The sequence below is a fragment of the Brevibacterium sp. VCM10 genome, from assembly GCF_000583215.1.
Taxonomy (GTDB): Bacteria; Actinomycetota; Actinomycetes; order Actinomycetales; family Brevibacteriaceae; genus Brevibacterium; species Brevibacterium linens.
The window spans coordinates 110,536-123,299 of the sequence record NZ_JAJB01000023.1; the positions used below are offsets into that span (position 1 = coordinate 110,536).

At 65.1% G+C, this 12,764-nt stretch carries 13 protein-coding genes; 6 read left to right on the top strand and 7 right to left on the bottom strand.

From position 1 onward, the window contains the following. Positions 1–2 precede the first annotated feature (2 nt). From ybeY to hrcA, 5 genes are all read right to left on the bottom strand, one after another. A complete protein-coding gene (gene ybeY, locus AD89_RS0106895; RefSeq protein ID WP_025777868.1) occupies positions 3–491 on the bottom strand; it encodes an rRNA maturation RNase YbeY in 489 nt (162 codons plus the stop codon). Beyond that, positions 488–1,522 (bottom strand): PhoH family protein, encoded by a 1,035-nt coding sequence (locus tag AD89_RS0106900; protein ID WP_081770365.1) that lies wholly within the window; start codon positions 1,520–1,522, stop codon positions 488–490. Before AD89_RS0106900 ends, ybeY begins: the two co-directional genes overlap by 4 nt. 100 nt (positions 1,523–1,622) lie before the next feature. Then, positions 1,623–2,384: a 16S rRNA (uracil(1498)-N(3))-methyltransferase gene (locus tag AD89_RS0106905; protein ID WP_025777870.1), complete on the bottom strand. Its 762-nt coding sequence runs from the start codon at positions 2,382–2,384 to the stop codon at positions 1,623–1,625. Then, positions 2,381–3,496 carry a molecular chaperone DnaJ gene (gene dnaJ, locus AD89_RS0106910; RefSeq protein WP_025777871.1) on the bottom strand — a complete coding sequence of 372 codons (1,116 nt, stop codon included), beginning with the start codon at positions 3,494–3,496 and terminating at the stop codon, positions 2,381–2,383. Before dnaJ ends, AD89_RS0106905 begins: the two co-directional genes overlap by 4 nt. 127 nt (positions 3,497–3,623) lie before the next feature. Beyond that, positions 3,624–4,664: a heat-inducible transcriptional repressor HrcA gene (hrcA, locus tag AD89_RS0106915; protein WP_025777872.1), complete on the bottom strand. Its 1,041-nt coding sequence runs from the start codon at positions 4,662–4,664 to the stop codon at positions 3,624–3,626. A gap of 161 nt (positions 4,665–4,825) precedes the next feature. Here hrcA and AD89_RS0106920 point away from each other — a divergent pair, with 161 nt between their 5' ends. The 3 genes from AD89_RS0106920 to AD89_RS0106930 all read left to right on the top strand — a co-directional run bounded on the left by AD89_RS0106920 (position 4,826) and on the right by AD89_RS0106930 (position 7,300). Continuing rightward, a complete protein-coding gene (locus AD89_RS0106920) occupies positions 4,826–5,689 on the top strand; it encodes a DUF3097 family protein (protein WP_081770366.1) in 864 nt (287 codons plus the stop codon). A 149-nt stretch (positions 5,690–5,838) separates the two neighbouring features. After that, positions 5,839–6,531, top strand: coding sequence for a DUF4870 domain-containing protein (locus AD89_RS0106925; protein ID WP_025777874.1), 693 nt, complete (start codon positions 5,839–5,841; stop codon positions 6,529–6,531). 85 nt (positions 6,532–6,616) lie between these two features. Continuing rightward, positions 6,617–7,300 carry a DUF4870 domain-containing protein gene (locus AD89_RS0106930; protein ID WP_025777875.1) on the top strand — a complete coding sequence of 228 codons (684 nt, stop codon included), beginning with the start codon at positions 6,617–6,619 and terminating at the stop codon, positions 7,298–7,300. 86 nt (positions 7,301–7,386) lie between these two features. Here the strand turns inward: AD89_RS0106930 and hemW are convergent, their stop codons facing one another. Both hemW and lepA read right to left on the bottom strand, forming a co-directional pair. Beyond that, complete coding sequence (gene hemW / locus AD89_RS0106935; RefSeq protein WP_025777876.1) at positions 7,387–8,616, bottom strand: radical SAM family heme chaperone HemW; 1,230 nt, start codon at positions 8,614–8,616, stop codon at positions 7,387–7,389. Next, the gene (gene lepA, locus AD89_RS0106940) at positions 8,617–10,485 is read right to left on the bottom strand and encodes a translation elongation factor 4 (protein ID WP_025777877.1); all 1,869 of its coding nucleotides are present in this window, start codon (positions 10,483–10,485) and stop codon (positions 8,617–8,619) included. A 205-nt stretch (positions 10,486–10,690) separates the two neighbouring features. Between lepA and AD89_RS0106945 the strand changes: the two genes are divergently transcribed. The 3 genes from AD89_RS0106945 to rpsT all read left to right on the top strand — a co-directional run bounded on the left by AD89_RS0106945 (position 10,691) and on the right by rpsT (position 12,658). Next, positions 10,691–11,455 carry an endonuclease/exonuclease/phosphatase family protein gene (locus tag AD89_RS0106945; RefSeq protein WP_025777878.1) on the top strand — a complete coding sequence of 255 codons (765 nt, stop codon included), beginning with the start codon at positions 10,691–10,693 and terminating at the stop codon, positions 11,453–11,455. Positions 11,456–11,535: 80 nt separating this feature from the next. Next, positions 11,536–12,150, top strand: a complete 615-nt coding sequence (locus AD89_RS0106950; protein ID WP_025777879.1) for a type II toxin-antitoxin system PemK/MazF family toxin — start codon at positions 11,536–11,538, stop codon at positions 12,148–12,150. Between the two features lie 247 nt (positions 12,151–12,397). Next, the gene (rpsT, locus tag AD89_RS0106955) at positions 12,398–12,658 is read left to right on the top strand and encodes a 30S ribosomal protein S20 (protein WP_025777880.1); all 261 of its coding nucleotides are present in this window, start codon (positions 12,398–12,400) and stop codon (positions 12,656–12,658) included. Positions 12,659–12,764 lie beyond the last annotated feature (106 nt).

Below are 12,764 nucleotides of genomic sequence, written 5' to 3' on the forward strand. Positions count from 1 at the left end.
GATCAGACCTCGGTGGGGGTGGGAATGTCGGTGCGGCCGTCGTAGCGGGCTGCGAAGAAGGTCAGCAGCAGATGCCGCTGGAGGGCGAACATCTCCTCGCGCTCCTCGGGCTGACCATGGTCGTAGCCGAGCAGGTGGAGGAAACCGTGGACGGTCAGCAGCAGGATCTCGTCCATCGTCGAATGACCGGCCGCCCGAGCCTGGGCTTCGGCGACGTCGGGACAGATGATGATATCGCCCATCTGGCCTTCGGTCGGCGTCCCCGGCTCACCACGGTGGAGCTGATCCATGGGAAAGGACATGACGTCGGTCGGCCCCTCGAGATCCATCCAGGTCACGTGGAGTTCGGACATCGCCGCCGAATCGACCATCGTCACGGCCAGCTCCGCCCCCGGGTGCATGTGCAGGGCAGTGCCCAAGTATTCGGTCAGGGCCACGACTTCGTCGAGGTCCACCTCGGCGTCGGTCTCATTGAGGATCTCGGTGTTCATTCGGCACTCCCCCACAGGTCGTAGGCTTCGACGATCTTCGTCACCAGCGAATGCCGGACGACGTCCTTGCTGCCCAGTTCGCAGAACTGCAGGTCATCGATCCCGTCGAGGATGTCGCGGACGACCTTGAGTCCGCTGCGGGTCTTGCCCGGCAGGTCGATCTGAGAGATGTCACCGGTGACGACCATGCGCGATCCGAAGCCGAGGCGGGTGAGGAACATCTTCATCTGCTCGGCCGTCGTGTTCTGGGCTTCGTCGAGGATGATGAAGGCGTCGTTGAGGGTGCGCCCGCGCATATAGGCCAAGGGAGCGACCTCGATCGTGCCGGTCTCGATGAGCAGCGGGATCGACTCGGGGTCGACCATGTCGTGGAGGGCGTCATAGAGCGGACGCACATACGGGTCGATCTTGTCATTGAGCGTGCCGGGCAGATAGCCCAGGGATTCGCCGGCTTCGACGGCAGGCCGGGTGAGGATGATCCGCGAGACCTCTTTGTGCTGGAGGGCGTTGACGGCCATCGCCATCGCCAGGTAGGTCTTGCCGGTTCCGGCCGGACCGATGCCGAAGGTGATCGTGTGGTTGCGGATGGCCCTGACGTAGTCGTGCTGGCCCATCGTCTTCGGACGGATCGACTTTCCCCTGGTGGACAGGATGTTCGTGCCGAGCACCGCCGAGGCGGCCGCGCCCTCGGAGGAGAACGTCGTGACCCTCTCGATCGTCTCTTCGTTGATGCGATGGCCGGCCGTGTGCAGCTTCTTGAGTTCCCCGATGACGCTGACGAAGGCTTCGACGCGCTGGGGGTCACCGGTGACCTGGACCTGATTGGCCCGGACGTGGATGTCGAGGTCGTCGAAGGTCTTCTCCAGGGCGCGCAGATTCGACTCTCCGGGGCCGAAGAAGGCGACGAGGTCGATGGAGTCCGGGATGACCAGCCGCACGGTGTCACGTTCGGCGTCGCGTGTGTCCGTCACGGCATCATTGCCCGCGGCACCGTCGCCGGGTGCGGCGGCGTCCGAGTCGGTGGGGTTCATGGCGTTCGGGTTCGGTGGGGTGATGTCCAGAATGTTCCTTTGCAAGTGGGCGCACCGTCACCGGCGGCGCCAGAGTGTGCTTCCATCCTAGTCCGGTGTCTCACCAACGGCCCAATGAATTCTGGGCCAGGACGAGACCGGCGGGTCCTGCCGATGACGAACGCAGGATCGTCGGTCCCAGCAGCACCGGTCTCGCTCCACGGCCGGTCAGGGCTGCGAGTTCGCCGTCGCTGATGCCGCCTTCGGGCCCGACGACGAAGACGATGCGCTCCGGCAGCGGCGAATTGCCCTCCGCGATCAGATCGGCCAGCGCTGCGGAGAGTCTGCGCTGAGCGGTCTCGTGGAGGACGAAGACCGCATCGGACTCGTCGAAGGCTGTGGCCAGGGAGGCCCCGCGGACGAGTTCGCGCAGCACCGGAAACCGGGAGCGTCTCGCCTGCAGGGAGGCCGCATTCAGCAGGTTCTCCCATTTCGCGGCCATCTTCTCCCGCTTCTTCGCCGGCCAGTCGGCGATCGAACGTTCGGCGGCCCAGGGAATGACGTCGTCGACGCCGATCTCCGTGGCCGTTTCGATCGCCTGCAGGTCTCGGTCGCCCTTGGCCAGGGCCTGGACGAGCACGAGGCGTGGGCCGGTGCTGTCCTCGTGCGTCACCGCGGTGACGTCGATCGTCAGCTCGCTCGCCGAGGCGGCCGTGACGGTTCCGCGCACCCGTGTGCCGTCCCCGTCGACGATGTCGATGTCCTCGCCGGGACCGATCCGACGCACCCGCACCGCGTGCCCGGCCACGTCCTCGCCGAGGGTGAGAGCGGACCCGACGACCGCCTCGGCGGCGGTGGCGGAGCGGAAGACGGGAAGACTCACCGACCGGCGAACCTCTCACGCATGCGGGAGAACATTCCGCGGTTCTCCGTCGAGATCTGGGCCCGCGGTGCTTCTTCTCCGCGCAGTTCGGCGAGCTTCTCGAGCAGTTCGCGCTGTTCATCGTCGAGGGCGTCCGGGGTGAGGACGTCGACGGTGATGAGCAGGTCGCCGCGAGTCTCCGAGCGCAGGCGGGAGGCGCCGAGTCCGGGGAGTTTGACGACGGTGCCGGACTGGGTGCCGGCGGCGATGGTGAGGTCCTGGGTGCCGTCGAAGGTCTCGAACGGGATGGTCGCTCCCAGGGTCGCTGCGGTCATCGGCACCGAGACGGCGGCCCGGAGGTTGTCGCCGTCGCGTTGGAACACCTCGTGGCGGGTGACCATGACCTCGACGAAGAGATCACCGGCGGGTCCGCCGCCGGGACCGACCTCTCCCTGGCTGGACAGCTGGATGCGGGTGCCGTCGGAGACGCCGGCGGGGATGCGGATCTTCATGGTCCGCTGTTTGCGCACCCGTCCGTCGCCCTGGCAGTTGAGGCAGGGGTTGGGGATGACGGTGCCGAAGCCGTGGCAGGAGTTGCAGGTCTGGTTCGTGACCATCTGGCCCAGCAGGGTCCGGGTCATGCGCTGGACGCTGCCGGCTCCGTGGCACAGCGAGCAGGTCTCGATCTTCGTGCCCTCCTGCGTGCCGGCACCCGAACAGGTGTCGCAGACGACCGCAGTGGTCACGTCGAGATCGACGGTGCCGCCGAAGGCCGCGGTCTTCAAGTCGATGTTGACGCCGACGAGGGCGTCCTTGCCGCGCTGTGTGCGCGGGATGGGGCCTCCGGCCTGTCCGCCGCCACCGCCGAAGAAGGTCTCGAAGATGTCTCCGAACCCGCCGAAGCCGCCGCCGGCGGGGAAGCCCTGACCGTTTTCGCCGCCGCCCATATCGTAGTTGCGGCGCTTCTCCGGATCCGAGAGCACGTCGTAGGCCAGTGAGATGGCTTTGAATTCGTCTTCGTGACCGGGATTGACGTCCGGGTGGTACTTGCGTGCCAGCTTCCGGTACGACGACTTGATCTCAGCCGCGGAAGCGTCTTTGGACACTCCGAGTGTTTCATAGTGATCGGCCACAGAAACTTCTCTCTCCCTGACGTAGTGGTCTTCTCTGTTCGTGGTGGTGGCTGCGCTGGTGCGCGGTGCTCACCGGCTTCGCGCTGCCCGACTGCGGGCGCCCCTGGTCGTCGTCACTGCACCGGCCCTACCCTCGGTCGAGGATCGAGGACACGTACTTCGCGACGGCACGGACTGCCGAGATCGTCGTCGGATAGTCCATCCGGGTCGGGCCGAGCACCGCCAGTCTGGCCGACGAACCCGCGTCATGACCATATTCGGCGGCGACGACGGAAGTCGAGCTGAACGATTCGTGAGTATTCTCACGCCCGATGCGCACGCTGATCCCCTCATGGTCCTCTGCCATCGAGGTGAGCAGCCGGAGCAGGACCACCTGCTCCTCGAAGGCCTCGAGGATCGGGGCCATCTTCTCTCCGAATTCGCTGCCGGAACGGGCGAGGTTCGCAGTCCCGGCCATGATGATGCGCTCTTCGCGGGTCGCGGCGACGAGGTCGATGACGGCGGCCCTGACCTGTGTGAGTCCGGACTCGTCACGTCCCGCCGACTCGCTCGATTCGGTGGCGACCGCCTCGGCGGTGGGGGACGAACCGAAGACCTGCGCGAGCGTGCGTCCGGCGAATTCGGCATTGATCTGGTCGCGCAGCCCGCGGACGGCATCCTCATCGAGCGGGGTCGGGGAGATCACGGACTTTTGCTCGACCTGACCGGCGTCGGTGATGAGGACGACGAGGATCCGGCCGGGGCCGAGGCCGACGATCTCGACGTGTTTGATGCGCGCCCGCGACACCGTCGGGTATTGGATGAGCGCCACCTGGCGGGTGAGGCCGGAGAGCACGCGGACGGTGCGGTCGAGCATCTCGTCGAGGTCGACATCGCCGTCGATGAGCTGGAAGATCGCGCGGCGCTCGGCGGTGGTCAGCGGTTTGAACTCGTCGATGCGGTCGACGAACATCCGGTAGCCGAGGTCGGTGGGGATCCGACCGGCCGAGGTGTGGGGCTGGGCGATATAGCCTTCTTGCTCGAGCTGGGCCATATCGTTGCGGATCGTGGCCGGGGAGACGCCGAGGGTGTGGCGCTGGACGATCGCCTTCGATCCCACGGGTTCGTTGGTGGCGACGAAGTCCTCGACGATGGCGCGCAGCACCTGTGCACGTCTGCTGTCGTTCATCGCGGTTCTCCTCTCCGTCTCTTCAGCCGATCACGGTCCCGTGCCGATACTTGGCACTCCTTGAGCCTGAGTGCCAATTCTACGCTTCTCGTCCCCGGAATTCATTTCTGGGGGTGACCTGCGGGTCTGCGCGCCTGCAAGACCGTCCTTGATTATGGTGGGTGCCCGTGAATGCTTTTGATCGCTATGGCCCCGATGTGCTCTCCGGTTCCTCGCCGTCGTCGCACCGTCCGCAGAAGTCCCGCCAGGTCGAGCTCGGCCTGGGCATGGTTCTCGAGGATGCGATGAGCGGCTATGTCGGTGCTGTCGTCGGCGCGGAGAAGACCACGGCCGGTGTCGTCGTCAAGCTCGAGGACCGCGTCGGCAAGGTCCGGGCCTTTCCCTTGGGACCGGGTTTCCTCCTCGAAGGACAGCCCGTCGATGTGCAGCTGCCGAAGAAGAAGGCGCAGCAGCCCGGGCGGACGGCTTCCGGGTCTCGCGCCGTGGTCGGCGCGAAGGCTCGGGTGGCTCGTGGATCGCGGATCTGGGTGGAGGGCAAGCACGATGCCGAACTCGTCGAGAAGATCTGGGGCGATGATCTGCGCATCGAAGGCGTCGTCGTCGAACCCCTGGGCGGTCTCGACGACGTCGCCGACAAGCTCGCAGCCTTCGGTCCGGATCGGGACCATCGGGTCGGTGTCCTCGCCGATCACCTGGTGACTGGGACGAAGGAATCGAAGATCGCCGAGGCGGTCCGTGCCGATCCGCGCTACCGCGACGTCGTCCACATCATCGGCCACCCCTACGTCGATATCTGGCAGGCGGTGAAGCCCCATGTCGTCGGCATCCGGCAATGGCCGGTCGTCCCCCGCGGTGAGGACTGGAAGACGGGAATACTGCGTCGCATCGGATGGCCGCACGCCGATCATCGGGACGTCGCTCGCGGCTGGGTGCGCATCCTCGGGAAGGTGAGCACCATCGCCGATGTCGAACCGACGCTGTCGGGTCGGGTCGAGGAGCTCATCGACTTCGTCACCGTCGGCTGATTGGCTTCGGTGGTGCGGCGGTGGCCCGTGGTGGTCACGGTGAGCTGTCGGCGTGTGCCGAAACTGTCACAGGAGTGAGGCTTTCCCGACATCCTCGGGACACGGGGCTCGGCTAGTCTGGAGGGCAAGCGTTCTTCGAAAGGATCCCCATGTCGCACCACCCCGAGCAGCCCGGCAGCCGACCGATGCCGCCGAACTACTCTCAGGCGTCGGGCCCGCAGCAGCCCTACGCGCCGCAGGGCCAGCAGTATTCTCGGCCGCAGACGCACAGTGGTCAGACGGGCTACGGCTCACAACAGTCGTTCGGCGCGCAGCCTGGTTACGGCGGTCAGCCGGGGTACGGTGCGCAGCCGGGGTACGGTGGGCAGACTGGATTTGGCGCGCAGCCGGGTTACGGCATGCCGCAGATGCACAACCCGGCGATGTTCGACTCCCGCTCCCTGCCCGAGCAGGCGTACGGACCCGGCTCCGAACAGTTCTGGATGGCCCCCGAACCCGACCGGACCACGGCTCTGTGGACCCACCTCGGCGCGCTTCTGTTCGGCTTCATGCCGCTCATCATGTTCCTCGTGAAGAAGGACGAGTCGCCGTTCGTCCGCGAGCATTCGCGTCAGGGACTCAACGCGATGATCACGAACACGATCGTCACCTTCGCAGCCCTCTTCGTCTTCGGCATCCTCGGTTTCATCCTCGCATTGGTGACCTTCGGGATCGGCATCATCATCATGTACGCCGCGGTCATCGTCCCACTCGTCTACTGCGTCCTCTACATCATTGCCGCCGTCGCAGCGAACAGGGGCGAGGGGTATAGGTTTCCGCTCACCATCAACTTCGTGAAGTGACCATCCCCCGTCACCCCGCGCACTCTGGGACAGCCCGCACTCCCTGGGTTAATGTGGAGTGATCGCACACTCTGAAGGGACTCTCATGTCGGAAAACCCGCAGCAGCCGAACAACGGACAGTCACAGCCGATGCCCCCGAACTATTCCCCGCAGTCGGGCTCACAGCAGCCGCAAGCGCAGCAGCCGCAGCAGAATGGTCAGGCCCAGTACGGCTCGCAGCCGCAGAACCCTCAGCAGGGATCTCAGCCCGGCTTCGGCTCTCAGCAGCCTTTCGGCGCTCCCCAGGGACAGCCGCAGGCGGGATACGGATTCCAGGGAGCATCCTCGGCGCAGTCGGCTGCCGCCGGTGTTCCCGTGGGAGCAGAACTTCCGGACGCAGCCTACGGTCCGAACTCACTCGGATTCTGGAACGCCGACCAGAGCGAACGCACCACCGCACTGTGGTCACACCTCGCACACGCCGCCACCTACGTCGTCGGCGTCGGCTGGATCGTCACCCTCATCCTCTTCATCATCAACAAGGACAAGTCGCCGTTCCTGCGTCATCATGGCGCACAGTCGCTCAACCTGCTGATCATCGGTGTCATCGCCGGATTCGGCATCGGACTGATCGGCGGAATCCTCACGATCGTCGGCATCGGCTTCCTCATCCTGCTGCTCCTGCCGGTGCTCTCGATCTACATGATCGTCATCGAGATCATCGCCGGAATGGCAGCCAACCGCGGTGAGGGCTACCGAATCCCGATGACTCCGAACTGGATCAAGTGAGCTGACGCAGCCCGAGAGTCCCACCGACGCAGATTCGCTGAGCAGCTCGCCCCGCCGCCCGATCCGGATGGCGGGGCGAGACTCATTCACACGTATTCGGTGAGGATACGCACCATGTAGTCGGCCATGAGACGTCCCTGCAGAGTCGGCTGGAACCAGCCGGCCGCGGCGCCATCCGCGTCGAGCAGACCCTGTCCGACGAAGGTTCTGATCGCCTGCTGGCTGCCCGGAGCCAGAGCGTCCAGGCGCAGCTCACGGTCGATTCGAGCGGCGAGCATGATCCGCTCGATCTCCCGGGTCCGATCATCGAGGACCTCCCGACCGATCGACGGGGACTGCCCCGCCACGAGCCGGTCGGCCCAGGCACGCGGATGTTTGGCGTTCCAGAACCTCACACCCCCGACATGGGAGTGGGCGCCCGGCCCGAAGCCCCACCAGTCGGCATTGCGCCAATAGGCCAGATTGTGTTCACAGCGCGTATCGGGACCGGTCGACCAATTGCTCACCTCGTACCAATGCAGACCGGCGGCGGAGATCGCGGCGTCGGCGATCTCGTATTTGTCGGCCAAGTCGTCCTCATCGGGCATCGGCAGTTCGCCGCGGCGCACCATCGCGCCCATCTTCGTTCCCGGTTCGACGATGAGGGAATACGCCGAGATGTGATCGACCTCGTTGGACAGGGCAACCTCCAGCGAGCGACGCCAATCGTCGATCGACTCCCCCGGGGTGCCGTAGATAAGGTCGAGGCTGAGTTCGAGTCCGGCGTCCTTGACCCAGCGAGCCACCTCGGGGATCTTCTCCGGATCATGGGTGCGGTCCAAGGTCGCGAGCACATGCGGCACGGCCGACTGCATACCCATGGAGATCCGGTTGACACCGGCTCCGGCGAGAGTCGCGATATAGGCAGGATCCAGGGTGTCGGGGTTTGCTTCGGTGGTGACTTCGACGGTCTCGGCCAGGCGGAAGCGGGCGCGGACATCGTCCATCACCCCGGCGAGCACGTCGGCTGCGAGCAGCGTCGGGGTGCCCCCGCCGAAGAAGATCGTCGAGACTTCACGGTCGCCCGCCCCAGCCTCGGCGAGGGTGGACACGGACAGATCGAGCTCACGGGCGAGGTTTCCGCGGTAGTCCTCACGGGACGCGCCCGGGCCGAGGTCGTCGGCGGTGTAGGTGTTGAAGTCGCAGTAGCCGCAGCGGACCCGGCAGTACGGGACGTGGATGTAGAGGCTCAGCCCTCGCTCAGCGGCCCCGATCCCCGCCGAAGTCGGCAGCGAACCGTCGCGCGGAGGGACCTCACCGGTCGGTTGTGCGGGCACTTACTTCTTGCTGTCCTTCGTCTCCGGCTCGTCGGAGGACAGAGCCGCGATGAAGGCTTCCTGCGGGACCTCGACGGTGCCGACCACCTTCATCCTCTTCTTGCCCTCCTTCTGCTTCTCGAGCAGCTTGCGCTTACGGCTGATATCGCCGCCGTAGCACTTCGACAGCACGTCCTTGCGGATGGCACGGATGGTCTCACGGGCGATGATGCGAGAGCCGATGGCCGCCTGGATGGGCACCTCGAACTGCTGGCGCGGAATGAGCTTGCGCAGCTTGCCTGCCATCGCCACACCGTAGGAGTAGGCATTGTCGCGGTGGACGATCGCCGAGAACGCATCGACCTGGTCACCGTGCAGCAGGATATCGACCTTGACGAGATCCGACGGATCCTCCCCGTCATCGGAATAGTCGAGCGTCGCATAGCCCTTGGTCCGTGATTTGAGCTGGTCGAAGAAGTCGAAGACGATCTCTGCCAGCGGCAGGCGGTAGCGGATCTCCACGCGGTCCGAGGACAGGTAGTCCATGCCCTGCAGGTTGCCCCGACGGGTCTGGCACAGCTCCATCACCGCACCGATGTAGTCGCTCGGAGTGAGGATCGTCGCCCGGACCATGGGCTCTCTGACTTCCTTGACCTTGCCCGTGGGGAATTCGCTCGGGTTCGTCACCGTCGTCTCGGTCCCGTCCTCCATGGTCACGTCGTAGATCACGCTCGGTGCCGTCGAGATGAGGTCGAGGTCGTATTCGCGCTCGAGCCGATCGCGGAGGACCTCGAGGTGCAGGAGGCCGAGGAAGCCGCAGCGGAAGCCGAAGCCCAGCGCCGTGGACGTCTCGGGCTCGTATGCCAGGGAGGCATCGTTGAGTTTGATCTTGTCCAGCGCGTCACGCAGCACCGGGTAGTCCGAGCCGTCGATGGGGAACAGGCCCGAATACACCATCGGCTGCGGCTCCTTGTACCCCTCGAGCGGTTCCGATGCGGGAGACGCAGCCAGCGTGACGGTGTCGCCGACCTTCGACAGCCGGACATCTTTCACACCGGTGATGAGATAGCCGACCTCACCGACGCCGAGGCCCTTCGTCGCCTTCGGCTCGGGTGAGGAGGCACCGATCTCGAGCAGTTCGTGAGTGCTGCCGGTCGACATCATCTCGATCTTCTCACGCGGCTTGAGGGAACCGTCGACGAGCCGAACATAGGTGACCACACCGCGGTAGGTGTCGTAGACGGAGTCGAAGATCATGGCGCGGGCCGGGGCGTCGGCGTTGCCGACAGGAGCGGGGATATCGGTGATGATGCGGTCGAGGACCTCTTCGACGCCTTCACCGGTCTTGCCGGACACGAGCAGGCAGTCCTCGGGTTCGCAGCCGATGAGGTTGGCGAGCTCGTCCGCGTACTTCTCCGGCTGTGCGGCCGGCAGGTCGATCTTGTTGAGCACGGGGATGATCGTCAGATCGTTCTCCATGGCCAGGTACAGGTTGGCCAGCGTCTGGGCTTCGATGCCCTGAGCGGAGTCGACGAGCAGCAGCGCGCCTTCACAGGCGGCCAGGGACCGCGAGACCTCGTAGCTGAAGTCGACGTGGCCGGGAGTGTCGATCATGTTGAGCGCGTACGGAGTGTCCCCGTGTTCCCACGGCATGCGCACGGCCTGGGACTTGATGGTGATTCCGCGTTCGCGTTCGATGTCCATCCGGTCGAGGTACTGGGCGCGCATATCGCGGTTCTCGACGACACCGGTCATCTGGAGCATGCGGTCGGCCAGGGTCGATTTGCCATGGTCGATATGAGCGATGATGCAGAAATTGCGAATCAGCTCGGGTGAGGTGGCAGACGGTGAGATCCGCTGTGCAGCTTCCTGATTCACCTGAGGTGACATGAACGCCCTTTCGTTGACAGACCGGGTCCCCGGTCAGACCCGATCTCCCATTGTTTCATGACTTGTGCACGGACCTGGAATCCACAGACGTGCACGTCGTCATCGTCGGGGACTTTCGCGGTTCGTCAGCTGTCGGATGCGATTCGTCCGCGCCGAACGGGGCCGATGCATGTGCCGGACCGTGCCGATCGGGGAAGATGGTGGCATGAGCGAATTCCGGGTCATGAGCTTCAACCTCCGCTATCCCGCCATGGACGGACATCCGGTGGCCGAGCGGCTGCCGATCGCCGCCGAGCTCATCCGGCGCGCACGTCCGCACCTCATCGGCACCCAGGAGGGCGAACTCGACCAGCTCGAGACGCTCATCAGCCTGCTGCCCGAGGAGTACATCTGGCTCGGAGAGGGCCACTCCGGCGGCAATTCCGGAGAGTTCACGGCCGTGATCCTCGATTCGAAGCGCTTCGACGTCGACGCCGTCGACATCAGCTGGCTGTCCGAACAGCCCGACACCGTGGCATCGGAGTCATGGGGAGTCTCGCATGCACGCACCCTGACGACGGTCGATGTCCGCGACCTCGACTCCGACCGACGGCTGCGTGTGCTCAACACCCACCTCGACCACAAGTCCGAGCGCGCCCGTCTCGAGTCCGGTCGGATCATGGCCGAGTCCATCGCCGAGGCGGCCCATCCCTGCGTGGTCACCGGTGACTTCAATGTCGCCACTGGCTCCCCGGTCTACGACTTCTTCTGCACCGAACTCGGCCTCACCGACACCGCCGCGGAGATCCCCGGGGAGGATATCGGCACCTTCCATCGCTACACGGGCCCGAAAGCCGGTGAGCCGCGCATCGACTGGATCCTGACGACCCCGGGCCTGCGCACGGTGTCCACGCGCATCGACACGTTCGAGATCGACGGGACGTACCCCTCCGACCACTTCCCCGTCGAAGCGGTCCTCGAATTCTCGTGACCGAGGCGAGTCGTTCGCCGGACTGTGACGGCACGCTGTTCTTCGCCGCCTGTGACAGCCTGCTCGTTTAGGCTGGAGACATGAATTGGAAATCACTGGTCAATCGGGCCGCGAGAATCGGTGTCCGTGAGGGACTGCGCTACCTGCGGCAGTCACAGTCGAAGAAGAACTCAAAAGCCGCATCGCAGCCCACCGATGCCCGCCGGCCGAATCCGGCACGGTCGGGCGACGGAGGTGCCGCCTCGGCGGGTTCTGCCGATCGTTCCGCCTCGAACGGCCAGGGCGGATCGGGTGCGTATCCCGGTGATTACACCGGCTCGATCACGGTCAGCTACTCCCCCGACCTCGACGGCGATGCCGATCCGGGCGAAGTCGTCTGGGGATGGGTGCCGTTCGAGGAGGACCACACTCAGGGCAAGGATCGACCGTCGCTGATCGTCGGCCGTGACGGCCGATGGGTGCTCGCGCTCATGCTCACCAGCAAGGATCACATCCCCGGCGGCGTCGGCGAGGTCCGTCAGGACCGGCACGCCACATGGATGAATATCGGCACCGGGGACTGGGATTCGCAGGGTCGGCCCTCAGAGCTCCGTCTCGATCGGATCATTCGGCTCGACCCCGATTCGATCCGCAGGGAGGGCGCGATCATGCCCCGTGACGTGTTCGATCACGTGGCCGAGCACATCTCCGGCTGAGACCCGGCACACTGCCGGGCCGAGGCCCGGTGTTTTGCCTGAACGGGCGGGCGGCAAAGGGATTTCCGGCCCGGTGTTCGAGGCTGTATCATAGGTGATTGTGTCTTCATCAAGGCGTGTGTCTCGCCGAGGTCGGGTGAAGATGCCGTCGGATTCGAAGTCGTCGATGTGTTTCCCCGCGGAGATGATCATGTCGGTTCGATGCGCCCTCACGACCATGTACCACTAACACGAAAGAGTGTTGAAATTGGCTAATATCAAGTCCCAGATCAAGCGGATCAAGACCAACGAGAAGGCTCGTCAGCGCAACAAGGCTGTCCGGTCCGAGGTTCGGTCCTACGTCCGCGTCGTTCGCGAGAACATTGCTGCCGGCAACAAGGAAGAGGCACAGCAGGCTTACGCTGTGGCTGCCCGCAAGCTCGACAAGGCTGTTTCGAAGGGTGTTCTGCACAAGAACAACGCTGCGAACCGCAAGTCGCGCCTGTCCACGCAGATCAACGCTCTCTGAGCGCACGACTGAGGCTATAGCTTCACGGGGTCCGAACCACACGGTTCGGACCCCGTTCTCTTCCCCAATTGCTACCTGACGGCGGCCCAGCAACCTCGCGCGAGGT